At 60.6% G+C, this 18215-nt stretch carries 11 protein-coding genes; 10 read left to right on the forward strand and 1 reads right to left on the reverse strand.

Annotated elements, in window-relative coordinates; genetic code table 11:
- Positions 1-38: 38 nt before the first annotated feature.
- The 6 genes from nrdF to HMPREF2845_RS04620 all read left to right on the forward strand — a co-directional run bounded on the left by nrdF (position 39) and on the right by HMPREF2845_RS04620 (position 10642).
- Positions 39-1016, forward strand: a complete 978-nt coding sequence (gene nrdF, locus HMPREF2845_RS04595) for a class 1b ribonucleoside-diphosphate reductase subunit beta (RefSeq protein WP_005505797.1) — start codon at positions 39-41, stop codon at positions 1014-1016.
- A 323-nt stretch (positions 1017-1339) separates the two neighbouring features.
- Positions 1340-2389, forward strand: coding sequence for a zinc-dependent alcohol dehydrogenase family protein (locus tag HMPREF2845_RS04600; RefSeq protein WP_070506162.1), 1050 nt, complete (start codon positions 1340-1342; stop codon positions 2387-2389).
- A 231-nt stretch (positions 2390-2620) separates the two neighbouring features.
- Complete coding sequence (locus HMPREF2845_RS04605; protein WP_070634001.1) at positions 2621-4333, forward strand: formate--tetrahydrofolate ligase; 1713 nt, start codon at positions 2621-2623, stop codon at positions 4331-4333.
- 1305 nt (positions 4334-5638) lie between these two features.
- Positions 5639-6412, forward strand: a complete 774-nt coding sequence (locus HMPREF2845_RS04610) for an MBL fold metallo-hydrolase (RefSeq protein ID WP_070634002.1) — start codon at positions 5639-5641, stop codon at positions 6410-6412.
- Between the two features lie 126 nt (positions 6413-6538).
- Positions 6539-9427 (forward strand): excinuclease ABC subunit UvrA, encoded by a 2889-nt coding sequence (uvrA, locus tag HMPREF2845_RS04615; RefSeq protein WP_070634003.1) that lies wholly within the window; start codon positions 6539-6541, stop codon positions 9425-9427.
- A gap of 132 nt (positions 9428-9559) precedes the next feature.
- Entirely contained in the window at positions 9560-10642 is a 1083-nt protein-coding gene (locus HMPREF2845_RS04620) for a GNAT family N-acetyltransferase (protein WP_246824598.1), read from the forward strand.
- A 166-nt stretch (positions 10643-10808) separates the two neighbouring features.
- Here HMPREF2845_RS04620 and HMPREF2845_RS04625 read toward each other — a convergent pair whose 3' ends face one another.
- Positions 10809-12308 carry a glycoside hydrolase family 1 protein gene (locus tag HMPREF2845_RS04625; protein ID WP_070634234.1) on the reverse strand — a complete coding sequence of 500 codons (1500 nt, stop codon included), beginning with the start codon at positions 12306-12308 and terminating at the stop codon, positions 10809-10811.
- Positions 12309-12450: 142 nt separating this feature from the next.
- On the opposite strand from HMPREF2845_RS04625, the gene HMPREF2845_RS04630 reads away from it, so the two are divergent.
- The 4 genes from HMPREF2845_RS04630 to HMPREF2845_RS04645 all read left to right on the forward strand — a co-directional run bounded on the left by HMPREF2845_RS04630 (position 12451) and on the right by HMPREF2845_RS04645 (position 18143).
- The gene (locus tag HMPREF2845_RS04630; RefSeq protein WP_049342038.1) at positions 12451-13149 is read left to right on the forward strand and encodes a lipoate--protein ligase family protein; all 699 of its coding nucleotides are present in this window, start codon (positions 12451-12453) and stop codon (positions 13147-13149) included.
- A 68-nt stretch (positions 13150-13217) separates the two neighbouring features.
- Entirely contained in the window at positions 13218-14108 is an 891-nt protein-coding gene (locus HMPREF2845_RS04635; protein WP_049356817.1) for a fumarylacetoacetate hydrolase family protein, read from the forward strand.
- A gap of 926 nt (positions 14109-15034) precedes the next feature.
- Positions 15035-17599, forward strand: a complete 2565-nt coding sequence (locus HMPREF2845_RS04640; RefSeq protein ID WP_070634005.1) for a Rib/alpha-like domain-containing protein — start codon at positions 15035-15037, stop codon at positions 17597-17599.
- A 118-nt stretch (positions 17600-17717) separates the two neighbouring features.
- Positions 17718-18143, forward strand: a complete 426-nt coding sequence (locus tag HMPREF2845_RS04645; protein WP_005508792.1) for an ArsR/SmtB family transcription factor — start codon at positions 17718-17720, stop codon at positions 18141-18143.
- Positions 18144-18215: the final 72 nt, after the last annotated feature.

Raw genomic sequence — 18215 nt, forward strand, 5'->3', positions numbered from 1 at the left:
GGCACCGTAACCGCCCCTTAAGAATCGGAGAATTACTAATGAGCGAAAAGGTGAAGCTCGTCGACCACGTGGTCGAGGCTATCAACTGGAACCGTATTGAGGACGAGAAGGACCTTGAGGTTTGGGATCGTCTGACCGGTAACTTCTGGCTGCCGGAAAAGGTGCCGCTGAGCAACGACGTGCCCTCCTGGAAGACCCTGACCGAGGAAGAGAAGCAGCTGACCATGCGCGTCTTCACCGGTCTGACCCTGCTGGACACCATCCAGGGTACTGTCGGTGCTGTGTCCCTGCTGCCGGACGCTGTGACCGCGCACGAAGAGGCCGTGTACACCAACATTGCGTTCATGGAGTCCGTGCACGCAAAGTCGTACTCCTCGATCTTCTCGACCCTCGCCTCCACCAAGGAGATTGACGAGGCGTTCCGCTGGGCTTCTGAGAATGAGCACCTGCAGAAGAAGGCGAAGATTGTTCTGTCCTACTACACCGGTGACGACCCGCTGAAGAAGAAGGTTGCCTCCACTCTGCTGGAGTCCTTCCTGTTCTACTCGGGCTTCTACCTGCCCATGTACTGGTCTTCGCACGCGAAGCTGACCAACACCGCTGACCTGATTCGTCTGATTATTCGTGACGAGGCAGTGCACGGCTACTACATTGGCTACAAGTTCCAGCGCGGCCTGGCGAAGGAGTCCGCGGAGCGTCAGGCAGAGCTGAAGGAGTACACCTTCAACCTGCTGTACGAACTGTACGAGAACGAGGTGGCATACACCCACTCCCTGTACGACGGTGTGGGTTGGAGTGAGGACGTTAAGAAGTTCCTGCACTACAACGCTAACAAGGCTCTGATGAACCTGGGCTACGAGCCGATGTTCCCGGCGACCGTGACGAACGTGTCCCCGGCAATCCTGTCGGCACTGTCCCCGAACGCTGATGAGAACCACGACTTCTTCTCCGGTTCCGGCTCTTCCTACGTGATCGGTAAGGCTGTGAACACTGAGGACGAGGACTGGGACTTCTAAGGCGGAGACTTCTATCCTGGGACTTCTAAGCCCCTTCTCGCCTTGAGATATCAGGCTGAGATAAACCGACCCCCGCGTATCCACTGTGGATGCGCGGGGGTTCCGCCGTTTAACCGGGCTATTTAACGTGCCAGGATGCCCAGGCTTCCCCGGTATAACCTGGCGCGGAAGCGGCGGAGAAGCAGGGGAGTAGGAGCGGTCTTTCTGGTTCCGGTTGTCGGAATTTTTACCTTCACCCCGTAGCATAAAAAATTATTGATATATCGGGGTGCGGGGCGTACTCTGATACGACTAACTATCAACGCAGATTTGAAAGGAATATCATGCGTTCAGTTGTTATGGAAGCCCCCGGCAAGGTCGTCGTCAACGAAGTTGAGAAGCCGACCCTGCTCGAACCCACCGACGCCATCATCAAGCTCGCAGCATCCTGCATCTGCGGCTCCGACCTGTGGCCCTACCGCGGCGCAGACGCAAAGCCCGTCGACCACCGCGCAATGGGCCACGAATACATCGGCGAGGTCGTAGAAATCGGCTCCGAGGTCACCACCGTAGCCCCCGGCGACTTCGTCGTAGGCTCCTTCTGCATCTCCTGCGGCGAGTGCGAAACCTGCACCGCAGGCTACCCCTCCCGTTGCCTCAAGGCAATCGCAGCAGGCGACACATTCATCGGCATGCGCTCTAACGGCACCCAGGCAGAATACGCCCGCGTACCCTTCGCAGACGGCACCCTCGTCAAGACCCCCGCAACCCCCACCGAAGAGCAGATCCCGCACCTGATGGCGGCATCCGACGTGCTCGGCACCGGCTGGTACGCAGCAGACGCAGCGCAGGCAGGCCCCGGCAAGACCATCGTCGTTATTGGCGACGGCGCAGTCGGCCTGAGCGCAGTCATCGGCGCTAAGCAGCTCGGCGCGGAGAAGATCATCATCATGTCCCGCAACCCCGAACGTCAGGCGCTCGCTAAGGAATTCGGCGCAACCCACGTCGTGGAAGAGCGCGGCGAAGAGGGCATCGCCAAGGTTCTGGAGCTCACCGACGGCGTGGGCGCACACGGCGTTGCTGAGGCTGTTGGTACCCAGCAGTCCTTCGACCAGGCACTCGGTTGCGTACGCCACGGTGGTTACATCGGCTTCGTGGGCGTGCCGCACGACAGCTCCATCGGCACCGATAAGCTCTTCGACAAGCAGGTTCACCTGGAGGGCGGCCCCGCCCCCGTGCGCAAGTACCTGCCGACCCTCATTGACCTGATTTACAAGGGTGAAATTGAGCCCGGTAAGGTGTTCGACCTGGTTCTGCCCATCGACGAGGCAGCTAAGGGTTACGAGGCAATGGACCAGCGCACCGCCACCAAGGTTCTGCTGACTATGCCGTAATAGCCGCTCGTATCGTCGGTTCTTGTGCCTTCTTACACCGGCAACCCGGCGTGTATGCGCTACTGATCCCCGCACCGACCCTGTTACTCCACGTGAGCGTAGGGTACCGGTTGCGGGGATTAGTGCTTTAAAAATTGAGTTTATTTGCCACCTTCCGGCGAGGTGAGGGACAAATGAGTGAGCCAAGGCATAGAATAAAAGAGCATGATTCGTACAACTCGAAGGATGACAATGACGAAGAAGCCTTTCCCTTCCGACCTCGAAATCGCACTTGCCGCCGATCTTTGGCCCATCAACAAGATCGCAGCGGACAACGGCATCAGCGAAGATCGCCTTGAACCCTACGGCAAGTACGTCGCTAAGGTCCTTCTCGACGAAACCACCAACGCAGAGACCGCCCGCAAGCGCGGCTCCAAGTACATCGTGGTTACCGCAGTCACCCCCACCCCGCTCGGTGAAGGTAAGACCGCAACCTCCGTATCCCTCGCACAGGGCTTCGCGCAGACCGGCCGCAAGGCAATCCTGGCTCTGCGTCAGCCCGCAATGGGCCCGACCTTCGGCATCAAGGGCGGCGCAGCAGGCGGCGGCTACTCCCAGATCGTTCCCATGGAGAAGCTGAACCTGCACCTGACCGGCGACTTCCACGCCGTCACCGCAGCACACAACCTGCTTGCCGCCATGATTGACAACCACCTGCACCACGGCAACGAGCTGCGCATCGACCCGCGCGCAATCGAGTGGCGCCGCGTTATCGACATGAACGACCGCTCCCTGCGCAACATCGTCGTGGGCCTGGGCGAACGCATGGACGGCGTGGTCCGCGAGACCGGTTTCGACATCACCAGCGCCTCCGAAATCATGGTGATTCTCTCGCTGGCAACCTCCTTCAAGGACCTGCGCGAGCGCCTGGCAAAGATCGTTATCGGCCTGAACTACGACGGCGAGCCCGTCACCGCAGCTGACCTGAAGGCTGACGGCGCAATGTCCGTCATCCTGGCAGACGCTATCAACCCGAACCTGCTGCAGACCCTGGAGCACACCCCCGCTCTGATTCACGCGGGACCCTTCGGCAACATTGCAACCGGTAACTCCTCCGTGGTTGCCGACTACGTTGGCCTGGAGTACTCCGACTACGTGATTACCGAGGCTGGCTTCGGCGCAGACATGGGTGCGGAGCGTTTCTTCAACGTCAAGTGCCGCGTCTCCGGCCTGAAGCCCGACGCAGCAGTGCTCGTCGTCACCGTGCGCTCCCTGAAGTCTCACTCCGGCCTGTACAAGATTGTTCCGGGCAAGCCCCTGCCCGAAGGCATGCTGCAGGAAAGCCCCTCCGACGTGGAGAAGGGCGCAGAGAACCTGAAGAAGCACATCGAGATTGTGCGTAACTTCGGTGTTCAGCCGGTCGTGGCAATCAACGCGTTCCCGACCGACTTCGAGTCCGAGCACGAAACCATCCGCCGTATCGCTGAGGAAGCTGGCGCTCGCGTGGCTATCCACCGCGGTGTGGCTGAGGGCGGTAAGGGCACCACCGACCTGGCAGACGTGGTCGCTGAGGCATGTGACGACGTTTCGGATCTGAAGTACACCTACGATCTTGAGGACTCCATCGAGACCAAGATTGAGAAGGTTGCGACCAAGGTCTACGGCGCGGACGGCATTTCGATTGCTCCCGTTGCCGCTAAGCAGCTGAAGCGTTTCGCTGAGCTGGGCTACTCGCACCTGCCCGTGGTTATCGCGAAGACCCACCTGTCCATCTCTTCGGATGCAACTCTGAAGGGCGCACCGACCGGCTGGACCCTGCCCGTGCGCGAGGTTCGCCTGGCTGCAGGTGCTGGCTACGTCTACGCTATCTGCGGCACCATGCGCACCATGCCGGGCCTGAGCAAGAGCCCCGCAGCTGAGCGCATCGGCTTTGACGAGAATGGCGTGATGGTAGGCCTGTCCTAAGGCTTGTTCTAAAGCGGCTGTTCCAGCTGATTTATAGCTAGTGGAGGCGGCGCTCCTTCCCCACAGCGGGGGAGGGGCGCCGCCTTTGCTGTGCCCTATGGTGCTTTTGTGGAGTGCTCTGCCCCCCAGATGCATGGAAGCATGAGGGGCGAATACGAGGTGTGCAACGCTTGAGGGCGGGGGAACGGAGCTCTTGAAAACAGAATGAAACTAGGCTGCAACCCGGCTGAAACTAGGCTGCAACCAGGCAGCAACCAGGGGGAGTGAAGGATCCTGAAACCCCTGGCGGAGGGGTCTTTCAACCTTTCATTGAGGCTTCTAGGGCGCCTGTTTTGAGGGTGAAATTGGTACGTGCTGGTTAATAATTGGGCTCTATTTGTGCTTGAAGGTCAGGTTTTATTAAACAATCTATAGAGGTTGATTTTTTAGTGACACACTGTCTTGCATTTTGTGAAAATACGGCATTGACTAGGTATTTTGCTTTTTGAAAGGGGTTTTAATGGGTGCACTCAGTGAACCTGAATGTGGGGCTGATGTTATTGTTTTGTAATAAAACCTCTACTTTAGGGGGTACCTACAGGGGTAAAACAGACCAATTGATTTTGCCCTCGCGCGAATAATTGTGCAGATTTTGAACGGTGAGCAGTACATTTTTTCCTGCTCATGAAGTTGCAAGTACTTGAAGATACTTTCACCTTAACCCTCTACTTCCGCAGAATACCGGGCTAAAACTGGGTATTGAACCTTTGGGATTGCCGAGTGTGGAGCTTAAGTTAAAGGTGCACCGAAGTGCCAAAAGAGGGAAATTCTAAAATTATTTTGGGTGAAATAAGTCACGCTAAAACTCGAAAAAAATGAAATTGGTACGTATGGATACCCTAAAAAACACCTGTTTTTATTACAGAATGATTACAATGAGGCGCGGGTCACTAAATCCGGCTCTCCGTACCAAATTGGACGGTAAAACAGCCCCTAAAAAGTTCGCTACTATTGAGTCATCAAGTAATCGTGAGATTTCCAAAGTCCTCGGGTTGCTTGTGTTTGAGTGAGTGATAGATACCCCTGGGTGTCATGAGAAGCGACTGTGTATCGATGCGCAGTCGCTTCTCTGTTTAACTTTTGGATTTCACCGGAGCCTCAGAAAGACAAGCTCTTGGCTAGAGCCTGTTCCGAGCCGAGCTTGCTCCAATATCTGTGCCATCTGCATCCGGCACATGCATCCCGTGCGTTCAATGCCGAATGCGCTGATAGGGGAGCGAACCGCATAGGCGCATACTGTGCGGTCACAACCCCTACACTGGAACTATGACTACTTACCCCGAACCCACCCTCATCTTTGAGAACCCCGAACTGACCGTCCGTGCGTTCAGTGTCTCCGAGATGGACAATAGCGTCTACCTCATCACCATGCGCGCCACCGGCGAGCAGGTGCTCATCGACCCTGCAGACGATGCAGAAGAACTCTACGCATTCACTCTTGACGCGCTCCTGAACGACTGCCCGCAGCTCGAACTGGCAGATGGTGAAGAACGCCGCGTGCGCGTCATGGAGAAGGAAGAGGACTTCAACTCCATCAGGCCCCGCACTATTGGTCTGACCGGCATTCTGGTTACTCACGGCCACTGGGACCACATCCGCGCTATTAAGGAGCTCGACCACCTCACCGGCGCCGTGACCTCCGCGGGTGCAGCTGACGCTGCTGAGATTAAGGAACTGGAAGACTACATCGTCGAAGAAGAGCTGACCGGCGGCGAAAGCTTCGACTTCTACCTCTCCGACACCGTCATCCGCGCCCTGCACGTGCCCGGCCACACCCCCGGATCCATCGTCTACACCCTCGAAACCACCTGGGAAGACGGCACCCCCGCAACCCTGCTGTTCACCGGCGACACCCTCTTCCCCGGCGGCGTGGGCAAGACCGACTCCCCGCAGCAGTTCGGCGAGCTCTTCTCCAACGTGCTCGAAAAGCTCTTCGGCGGCTTCGAAGACGACGCCATCGTACTGCCCGGCCATGGCCGCTCCACCACCCTCGGCGACGAGCGCCCCCACCTGGAAGAGTGGGGAACCCGCGGCTGGTAAACCGCGCCTGACAGTCCGCCTCATATAAGTGCTGCACCCTCATGCCTTCACCCGCCGCATAATCCCGCTGGTGAAAGGCGTGAGGGTGTAGAATTTAAGTTCGAAGATAAGACGAAAGGATTTTCGATGACACCCCGCCCGGCACACGGTAGCACCGCACTCAAAGCGAACGACCTGACCAGTATCCGGGTTCAGGGTGCCCGCGAAAACAATCTCAAGAACGTAGACCTCACCATTCCGCGTGATGCGATGGTCGTCTTCACTGGCCTCTCCGGCTCCGGTAAGTCCTCCCTCGCCTTCGACACCATCTTTGCGGAAGGTCAGCGCCGCTACGTTGAGTCGCTGTCCTCCTACGCGCGCATGTTCCTCGGACAGGTCGACAAGCCCGACGTAGACTTCATCGAGGGCCTCTCCCCGGCGGTGTCTATTGACCAGAAGTCCACCTCCAAGAACCCGCGCTCAACCGTCGGTACCATCACCGAAATCTACGACTACATGCGTCTGCTCTGGGCGCGCATCGGCCACCCGCACTGCCCCGAATGCGGCGAAGAAATCACCCAGCAGACTCCGCAGCAGATCGTGGACATTCTGCAGGAGTATCCCGAACGCACCCGCCTGCAGATTCTCGCGCCCGTCGTCAGCGCACGTAAGGGCGAGTTTGTCGACCTCTTCAAGGATCTGCTCACCCAGGGCTACTCGCGTGCCCGCGTGGACGGCGAAACCGTGCAGCTCTCCGACCCGCCCAAGCTCGCCAAGCAGTACAAGCACACCATCGAGGTGGTCGTCGACCGTATCGTCATTAAGGACGGTATTCACCAGCGCCTGACCGACTCCATCGAAACCGCGCTCAAGCTCGCCGACGGCCGCGTGCTCATCGACTTCGTGGACCGAGAGCAGGACGACCCCGAACGTACCCGTTCCTTCAGCGAAAACCTTGCCTGCCCCAACAACCACCCGCTGCAGATCGACACCATCGAGCCGCGCGCCTTCTCCTTCAACTCGCCGTTCGGCGCATGTAGCGCCTGTGACGGCATCGGCTCGCGCCTGGAAGTAGACACCGAACTGCTCGTGCCCAACCCCGACCTGACCCTCGGCGAGGGCGCTATCGCCCCCTGGTCACAGGGCAAAGCAACCACCGAATACTGGCTGCGCCTGCTCGCAGGCCTGGGGGAGGAACTCGGCTTCGACCTGGACACCCCCTTCAAGGACCTGCCCGCCAAGACCCGCGCCGCGATCCTGGACGGCAAGGACTACAAGGTTGAGGTGTCCTACCGCAACCGATTCGGCCGCGAACGCCGCTACACCTCCGGATTCGAGGGCGTGAAGGCGTACATCAAGCGCAAGCACGAAGAAACCGAATCGGACTTCGCCCGCGACCGCTACGAACAGTACATGCGCCAGGTCGCCTGCCCCTCCTGCGGTGGCGCGCGCCTGAACCCGACCATCCTCGGCGTGAAGGTTGGCGGCCAGTCCATCGCAGACATCACCGACCTGTCCCTGGCTGACGCGCTCGCCTTCGTGCGCGGCCTGCAGCTCAGCGCCCGCGAAGCCAAGATTGGCGAGCAGGTCCTCAAAGAAATTGACGCGCGCCTGCAGTTCCTGCTGGATGTGGGCCTGGACTACCTGACCCTCTCACGCTCCGCCGGTACGCTCTCCGGCGGTGAGGCGCAGCGCATCCGCCTCGCAACCCAGATTGGTTCCGGCCTGGTCGGCGTGCTCTACGTGCTCGACGAGCCCTCCATCGGTCTGCATCAGCGTGATAACCGCCGCCTCATCGAAACCCTGACCAAGCTGCGCGATATGGGCAATACGCTTATCGTGGTTGAGCATGACGAAGACACCATGCGCGAAGCCGACTGGATCGTGGACGTAGGACCCGGCGCCGGCGAACACGGCGGCGAAATCGTGCACTCCGGCAGCTTTGAAGAGTTGCTGAAGAACACCAAGTCCATTACCGGCGACTACATGGCTGGCCGCCGCAGCATTGAGGTGCCCGCATCCCGCCGACCCGTGGACAAGAAACGCCAGCTGACCGTGCGCGGTGCCCGCGAAAACAACCTCAAGAACGTGACCGTGTCCTTCCCGCTGGGCGTGTTCACAGCGGTGACCGGCGTGTCCGGCTCGGGTAAGTCCACCCTCGTCAACGACATTCTGTACACCTCCCTGGCGAACAAGCTCAACGGCGCCAAGCAGGTACCCGGCCGCCACAAGAGCATCGACGGTCTGGAGCACCTGGACAAGGTCATTCACGTGGACCAGTCGCCCATCGGTCGTACCCCGCGCTCGAACCCCGCCACCTACACCGGCGTGTTCGACCACATCCGCAAGCTGTTTGCAGAGACCAGCGAGGCGAAAATGCGCGGCTACACCCCGGGCCGCTTCTCCTTCAACGTCAAGGGCGGCCGCTGCGAGGACTGCTCCGGCGACGGCACCCTGAAGATTGAAATGAACTTCCTGCCGGATGTGTACGTGCCCTGCGAAACCTGCCACGGCAAGCGCTACAACCGCGAAACCCTCGAAGTGCACTACAAGGGCAAGACCATTGCCGACGTACTCGAAATGCCCGTGGAAGAAGCCGCAGAGTTCTTCGCCGCATTCACCCCGATTGCGCGCCACCTGAACACCCTCGTGGACGTGGGCCTGGGCTACATTCGCCTGGGTCAGCCCGCAACCACCCTCTCCGGCGGTGAAGCGCAGCGCGTGAAGCTCGCAACTGAACTGCAGAAGCGCTCCAACGGCCGCTCCATCTACGTGCTGGACGAGCCGACCACCGGCCTGCACTTTGAAGACATCCGCAAGCTGCTCGCCGTGCTGCAATCGCTGGTTGACAAGGGAAATAGCGTCATCACCATCGAGCACAACCTGGACGTGGTCAAGTGCGCCGACTGGATCATCGACATGGGCCCCGAAGGCGGTAGCGGCGGCGGCACCGTCATCGCAGAGGGCACCCCGGAACAGGTGGCTCAGGTGAAGGGCTCGCACACCGGCGCGTTCCTTGCTGAGATCCTGAACTAGCCGAGATCCTGAACTAGTCAAAAATTTGCCCTAGAGGAAACCTACGTGACTGATACTCAAGGAACCGAATCTGCCCGGGGAGCTAAAGCAATCCGTGGAGCTGTAAACCGTGGTGCTGTGAACCGTGGCGTCGTGAATCGTGGAGCTGTGACCACCGTGGACCGTGCGCGGCACATCCTGCATACCCAGCTGGAGGCTGACTTCTGCCAGGCGCCCGGCTCGATTAGTCGCGCCCTCGAGGAGCTACGCGACTACCCGGAAGCCGAAAGCTTGCCGCTACTCGCCACCGTGCAGCCGCCCTCCGAGAAGATGGGCGCCGCACGCCGCCGCAACGACGACATCTGGGAGTTGCGCGTCGCCAACTACGCGAGCGTCGGCATTCTCTGCGCCAAGCATCCGCGCGTGCTGGACAAGGCTATCGACTACATGCTCGGCGACCAGTCGAACTGGCTCGGCGACTACGCGCAGCTGCGCCAGCTCAACGAACTGCTCACCCCCTACACCCAGCAGGTCAGCGGCACGAGCATCTACTACACGCCCGGCCGCGCCCTGCTGAACTCGGTCGTACCCGAGGGCGTGCAGGCGCAGGAGGTCAAGTGTGCCGTGCCCGGTATGGGCATGATGCGCCGCGTTGACCCCGCCGAACTGAAGGCGGCGCTGCTTGCCGAAATCACCGGCGAGCGCACCATCCGCAGGGAGGCAAACGCCTCCGCGGGGGCGCTTGAGGTTGACCCGCAGGACACGCAGGCACGCGTAACCCACCTGCGCGTGGAGCTGCTGGACGCTGAGCAGATTGAGCGCTTCCGCGGGGATAAGCGCTACTCGAATGCGCTGGGCTTTAGCGTGACCCGCCCGGATGTGCTGGTGCTTGCCGCCTACCCGGTGGGTGAGGAGGCATCTAAGGCATCTGAAGTAGCTGTGGCGGGGGAGAGCGCCCCCATGCACGCAGACCCTATCGCCCTCGTGGGCGTGAGTGATGATTCGCCGATTATGCGTCAGATCGGTATCGATGTGCTGCCCGCCTGGCGTGGTGCCGGCATCGCCAGCGTGCTGGTGCGTGATGCCGCACGTCTGACCCTGGCGGAAGGGTACCTGCCGTTCTACGGTACGAGCCCGTCGCACATGCTGTCGCAGCGGGTTGCGTTGAACGCGGGGCTGGTGCCGACCTGGTGGGAGTACGTTTCCACCAGCCTGAATGACCTACCCATGGACTAGATTTCCTACAGACTAGAGCCGCCCGCGCTAGGCATAACGGACATGCGCAAAAGCCCCCGAGATTCTGCATCTCGGGGGCTTTTTGCTGCTGAGTTTCGCGTGTTAGCCGCGTGGGGTTCAGCGTCTAGAGTCGCCGCATAAGGAACAACCTCTAGAGCCTTACCAGTTACAGCTCCGCGCCGTTGCTGGCAATCACCTCACGGTACCAGTGGAAGGACTTCTTACGGTAGCGCGCCAGGGTGCCGGTGCCGTTGTCGTTGCGGTCCACGTAGATGAACCCGTAGCGCTTGGACATCTGCGCGGTGGAGGCGCTAATCATGTCGATGCAACCCCAGGTGGTGTAGCCGAGCACGTTCACGCCGTCCTCAATCGCCTCGCGTACCGCGTGCAGGTGCTGGCGCAGGTAGTCGATGCGGTAGTCGTCATCCACGGTGAGCTCACCGTTCACCTCGACCAGTTCGTCGCGGGCGCCCAGGCCGTTCTCCACGATGAACAGCGGCTTCTGCCAGCGGTCCCAGTACTGGTTGAGGACCACGCGCAGGCCGGTCGGGTCGATCTGCCAGCCCCATTCGCTGGAGGGCAGGGTCGGGTTCACCACGCCGCCGAGGATGTTGCCTTCGCCGCGTTCGCCTCGTGCCGGGTCGCCGGTCGCGCAGGTGGACATGTAGTAGCTGAAGGACACAAAATCCACGGTGTTTTTCAGGTCCTTGCGGTCCTGCTCGGTGATGGTCAGCTCCACGCCCTTTTCGCGCAGGGAGCGCAGGAAGTAGCCGGGGTATGCGCCGTGCACGTGCACGTCACCGAACGCGAAGTTTGCCTGTTCCGTCTGCATGGCGGCGAGTACGTCGGCGGGGTCGGGGGTGAGCGGGTAGGTGGGCATGGCAAGAATCATGCAGCCGACCTGGGCGCCGGGCGCCAGTTCGCGTGCCGCAGCGGTGGCGCGTGCGGAGGCGACCAGCTCGTGGTGCATCGCCTGGTAGAGGTCTGCGTCGCTGAGCTGATCTGCCGGGGTGTTAATACCGCCGGACATGAACGGCAGGTGCAGCATCGAGTTGATTTCGTTGAAGGTCAGCCAGTACTTCACGCGCTTGCCGTAGCGGGCGAACACGGTGCGGGCGTAGCGTTCGTAGAAGCCGATGAGTTCGCGGCTAGTCCAGCCGTTGTACTGCTCCACCAGGTGCAGCGGGGTTTCGTAGTGGCTGAGGGTGATGAGCGGCTCCATGCCGTGCTTTTCGAGCTCGTCGAGCACGCGGTCGTAGAAGGCGAGGCCCGCCTCGTTCGGGGTTTCTTCGTCGCCGCGGGGGAAGATACGCGACCAGGCGATGGAGAAACGGAAGACCTTAAAACCCATCTCCGCGAGCAGGGCGATGTCTTCGCGGTAGCGGTGGTAGAAGTCGATGCCCTCCAGCTTGAGGTTGTCCTCGGTGGGTTCGGCGGTGCGCGGGTGCAGGCCGCCGGCGGGTAGTACATCCTGCAGGCTGGGGCCCTTGCCGTCTTCGTTCCAGGCGCCCTCAAACTGGTTGGCGGCGGTGGCGCCTCCGAAGAGGAAACCGTCAGGGAATGCGCCGAGCGGCTGCGGCTCGGTCAGCGCCGGGTTGGTGCGCTGTTCAGTGCTGACGCGGGGTAGCGCGGTGGTTTGGGCGGTGATGTGCTGGTCCTGATGCACGGCATCCTCCAAGGTGTTGTGGGGTTTTCTTCTACCCTAGCGGAGGGGGTGGGGGATTACTAGGTTTTAGCTACCCGGGTGGGCGTTTTCGCATTGTGGGGAGACGTAGGAGCTGTGGCGAGCGTAACCGTAAAATAGGAACGTGCAGATTATTCGAGAGACCGGCCCCGAATCCGGCGATATCCTCATTCACCACGACCAGACGGTGCAGATGCTCCGCGAGGTGGCAAGCGGGCAGCGTGAAGCCACCTTGCGCATGTATCAGCCGAACCCGACGGTTGCGTTCGGCCGCCGTGACGAACTGAACCCCGGCTTCGCGGAGGCCTCCGCGGCGTGCGCCGAGCACGGCTTTGAGGTGCTGGTGCGCAAGGTCGGTGGGCACGCCGCCGCCTACCATCAGGGGTGCCTGGTCGTGGACCATTTTCAGCCCGCCACCGACGCCCGCAGCGGCAACACCCTACGCTACGAACTCTTCGGTTCCATGTACGCGCAGGCGCTACGCGAAGTCGGCGTGGATGCGCGCATGGGTGAAATCCCGGGGGAGTACTGCCCCGGCGAGTATTCGGTGCACGCGCAGCTTCCCGCCTCCGCAGGTGGCGGCCGCATTAAACTGGTCGGCACCGCCCAGCGTGTGGTGACCGGCGGCTGGTGGTTTAGCACCGGCATCGTGGTCTCTGATTCTGCACCCCTGCGGGCGGTCACCGCGGATGTGTACCGTGCCCTCGGCATGGAGCTGGACCCCGCCACGGTCGGCGCGGCGCAGGACGCGAACCCCGCCCTGCTCATGGAAGACCTGGAAGACGCCATCGTTGAGGTGTACGCCCAAAACGGCTTTCACTAGGTTGTTTTATTTCTGACTTTTATCCGTAACTTATTCGATATATCCCCACCTGAAGCGAAGGAGCATCCATGCGTTGGGCACAGATTAAAGACTCGAAGGGCAGCCGCGCGGTCTGTTTCTTTGAAGAGACCGTGTACGAGCTTCCGGCGAAGCTCAGCCCGCTACTGAATTTCTACAGCCGGTTCCGCCTGAACTTTGGCGACCCGAAAAACGCCGTGGCAATCCTGAAGGAGAACGGCGCGACCGTCATGGGTCACGGCGAGGAGCTGTGGAACTCCCTACCCTTTATTCGCCCGCTGGATAAGCCCGGCAAGATTGTGTGCGCCGGCCTGAACTACCGCGACCACGCCGCGGAAATGAACCTTGAGGTGCCCGAGCATCCGGCGCTGTTCGCGAAGTTCCCGAACGCACTGATTGGCCCCGGCGAGCAGATCCGCATGCCCGCCGCCGACGGCACCGGCAGCACGAAAATCGACTGGGAGGTTGAGCTGTGCCTGGTCGTGGGCGCTCGCCTGCGTAACGCCACAGAGGAGCAGGCACTTGAGGCTCTGATGGGGTACACGGTCATGAATGATGTGTCGGTGCGTGACTGGCAGGGTCGTTCCTCGGAGTGGTTCCAGGGTAAGAACTGGGATGCGATGACTCCGTTCGGTCCGGTGATTGTGAGCCCCGATGAGGTTGACCCGGTTGCCGGCCTGGAGCTGGTCTGTGAGGTGGACGGCGTGGTGCGTCAGCGCGGCACGACGGCGGATATGGTGTTCACTCCGGCGCAGCTGCTGTCCTATATTTCGCGGTTTATGACCCTGGAGCCGGGTGACCTGGTGGCGACGGGTACCCCGGCGGGGGTTGGTTTGTCGCTGCATCCGCGTCAGTGGTTGAAGCCGGGGCAGACGGTGCGCACCCGTATTGAGGGCATTGGTGAGCTGGTGAATGTCTGCTCGGAGGCGGGCGCACTGTAACTATCGTGCGCCGTAACTATTTTGCGCTGTAGCTAACCCGTGGCGCCGTGGTTTCCCCTGGCTCTGTGAGCAACTGCGGATGAACCCACGTGAACCCACGCTGGGGGGGGGGCTACCGATACCTGCTGCGGGGCGCACCCGCGGTAGCTATAGGTGAATATATATGCACTCCGCATGTGTTTTTAAGGCACATGCGGAGTACTTTTTTGCATTGATAAAGCCCCCGGTGGGCGGCTTGGAGTCGTTGCTGGGAGCTGCGTGCAGCACCTCGAGTGGGGGCGTGGTGTGTTTGCATGGTTACACACTGACAAACACATAGAAACTTTGAACTTTTACGTGAATTTTAGGGTTTTACGTGGGTTTTGAGGGGTCAGCGAGGTGAAGCGCAGGGTGCCCCTGTTGGGTGATGGTTACCAGAAAATTGCTCTTTGAGGGGTGGCTGGGTGCCCGTCTCGGTGCATGGGGTGCTATCTGCTCTCGGTGCAGAATCTCAGATTGTGGTCACGTGTGAGAAATTCAACAGGAAGTTTTGGCGCGTCTTTCAGGGAAATTCAAGGTTTAAGGTTTAGTTCCCTGTACGCATTTTTCGTTTTCTTCACGTCACCCTCGCTTGACTAGGAGTAAACCCTAAACACTGCGGTGCAAATTCTGCGTCTTCAAACACCAATAAATGCATGAAGGTGCAAGGAGATGTGACTCTAAACCTGAACCTTTATCAAAAAATCGGTGCCCAAAATCACAAACTCGTTTTGCGTTCACCCAAAAGACTATGTAGGGTATGGGGATTATCTGAGAGTTTCCTGAGAATTCCTGCCAGAAGATCAGGACCCACCCGGGCACACCCTCAGATGCATATTTCACTCACGTCCGTGTTTGTTCATACAAACGCACTCACTCAAATAAGCCGACACGAACGAAAGAAAAACATGACCGCAACTGCATCCAAAAACCCGGCACAGCGCCCTGCAAACCGCCGCCGTGCCACCATCGCTGCCTCCGCAGCACTGGCAACCGTCATCACCGGCGCGAATCTCCCCGCGACCTTCGGTGCAACCGCCCCCATCCGCAACGTAGCCGGTACCACCTGCGTCGACGCAGGCTACCGCACCGTGCCAACCCTGGCGAACCTCACCAACGTGGCGCCCGGTCCGACCTGCTACTGGAACCCCGACCAGAAGGCACAGAGCATCGCGACCCTCGCACCGGTTAACTCCTCCCTCACTAAGGCGCAGCTGACCACCACCGAGAACACCTCGCCCCTCAGTGGTAAGCTCGCCCGCGATTCATTCGCCGCCAAGAAGCTCACCGGCACCGAAGCCGTCGTAGCCAATAGCAGCGAAATCAGCCGCACCTTCCTCGAATACAGTGCCGATGCGGGTAACCACCCCATCACCACCGCCATCAACGCGGGCACCGTGAAGAAGGACCGCGCCCAGACCGTCGGCGGCCACGAAAACATCCCGACCCTCGCCGTGAACTCCGCGAACCCGCACCAGGAGTACGTCGAGGTCGTCTCCCGCGATGGCCGTGTCAACGCCAATGCAGAGAACAAGCGCATCCTCACCGGCGGCGTCCCGATTCCGAAGTGGTTTGCCGAGGACCACGGCCTCTCCGGCGACCAGTCCGTCGCCCTCTACGACGAAGCGACCGGCATCTGGCGTTCCTACTTCAAGTTCGTCAAGGATGCAGACGCACAGACCTACACCAGCACCGCCCGTGTACAGGTGGGCGGCGGCAACGTATCCACCCCCAAGAGCGCAAAGATTCAGTACGACAACGTCGGCCGCGGCAACGCAGGTCAGACCGTCACCATCAACGCACCCGTGAGCATCGACGCGAAGTCCGGCAATGCCCGCACCTCCTACCCGATTGCTCGCGGCGCGAAGTTCCGCCTGGCAAAGAACGTACCCGGCGCGTCCATCGACGCGAACACCGGCGTTATCACCTACAAGATTCCCGCAGGCACCCGCGGTACCGTGGACATCCCCGTTGCGGTTGACTACCCGGCGACCTACCACGTGTCCTCCGGCGGCTACATGCTCGCTAAGCCGAACTTCGGCGGCGTGGGCGAAGACAACTACTGGCTGACCCTCAAGAACGGCACCTCCTCCGTGGTGGGTATGGCGAACGAGCTCACCCAGATTGGTGTGGACGAGCTCAAGGCAGGCAAGATCAACCACATGGTGTCCATCACCGCGGCTGACTATGCGGCGCTGACTTCCTCCTTCCCCGCGAAGGGCACCGACGGCAAGCTGGACATGAGCAAGTACCCGAACGCGCCCCGCGCTGGCCAGCGCGGCTTCCTGCCCGCAAGCTTTGACGTGGAAGAGCACCTGGCAAACACCGGCCACGCCGACGACCAGCTCACCCGCATGATCCTGACCGCAATGAAGGAATACGGCTTCATCCTCACGGACCACAACCTCTTCACCAACGCATTCAACCTGGAGGCGGCAAGCTCCTACGCGCCCTACGCCCGCCAGGGTAAGAACGTGTATAAGGAAGACCCGCAGCTGGCGGCAATGTTCGCGAACTTCGTGCCCAGCGGCTTCACCGGCAACCAGTTCCCCTGGCAGCAGGTGCAGTGGATGCCCGTGAACTACACCGAGTCCGCTGAAAACAGTGCAGGCCGCAACACCGCCAGCGCAGATACCAGCGTGAAGTTCAAGTACCCCTCGGATTCCTACGGCAAGACCGGCACCGGCTCCGGCGTGTTCTACCAGCCCGCCGAGCACCACGCCACCGTCTACTCCGGCGAGACCGCAGTCGCGCAGAGCGTTCACCAGTCGCACAAGGTTTCCCCGAACTACCGTTACGCCCGCGACTACAACTTCCAGGAAATCGAGCAGACCCCGAACTTCCGCCCCAGCCGCTGGGTCAACAAGGAGAAGGTCAACACTGCTGGCGGCCAGTTCTCCAGCGCGGAGACCGGCATCCGCTTTGCCTCCAACGGCAAGACCGGCACCTACTCGATCGACCTGAACACCCACGACGTCACCGGCACCACCTGGGACCTGCGCCGCGACAACGGCACGAACATCACCGTGAACCGCACCGGCAAGGCACCCGCACGCATGTCCGATGTGAAGGCGAAGAAGGGCGCAGCCGCACAGCTGTACTCGATCCCGCTGAAGGTGCACGTGGTCGACAAGAACAGCCCCATCGCGCGTGAGGACTCCGTCTCCCTGTACTCGGGTACCACCCAGAACGTGGCAGTCTTGAACAACGACGAAGCATCCTTCGGCGCATACAGCCGCGGCGAAACCGTGAAGAAGCTGGAGCTGCTCAACGAGCGCGGCCAGGTCGTCAGCTCCTACAGCGACGAATACGGTACCTACCGTGTGGTGACCCTGCCCGACGGCACCCAGGGCATCGCGGTATCTGCTAAGAATAAGCAGGGCTTCGCACCGCTGGTCCGCTACCGCGCAGTGACCGACAAGGGCGTAAAGTCCGCTGAAGGTTACCTGCAGGTAGCAGTCGCTAACCGCTAACCGGACGCACCAGCGAGCATCAGCGCACATAGGGGAGAGGGGCACGCTCAAGAAAGCACGCCGCACAGGCGTCACTTCCTTGACGTGCCCCCTTTCCTGTACATAAGGTGAAAATACTATGACTCAGAGCCAGCACACAGACCAGACCGAAACTAACACCACCCACACTGACCATGCCCACGAGCATGCATCGGACCATACCCACGAGGTGCCCACCAACGCGCCTCTCCTTGAAGGCAGCGGCCCCAAAGACTGGGAGGAACAGTTCGGCCCGTCCGTGGCGATTTTCTCGGCGCTCGCGAACCCGCTACGCCTGGCGATTGCGCACCACCTGATGCACCGCCCGCATAGCGTGAGCGAACTGCACACCTGCCTGGGTATTTCGCAGCCGCTCGCTTCGCACCACCTGCGCATTCTGCGTGAGGCGCACGTGATTGACCGTGAGCAGCAGGGCCGCACCACCATTTACCGTCTGAAGGACGACCATATTAGCCACATTGTGGTTGACGTGTATGAGCATACGCGTGAGCATCATGCGGACTAGTTTGCCCTCAAGCTGAGCGTTTGCTGGGAGCCGTTGTAAGATGGTGTGTGTCCGTGCACCAGTACAGTGCGG

The organism is Rothia sp. HMSC065B04, from assembly GCF_001812285.1.
Lineage (GTDB): Bacteria > Actinomycetota > Actinomycetes > Actinomycetales > Micrococcaceae > Rothia > Rothia mucilaginosa.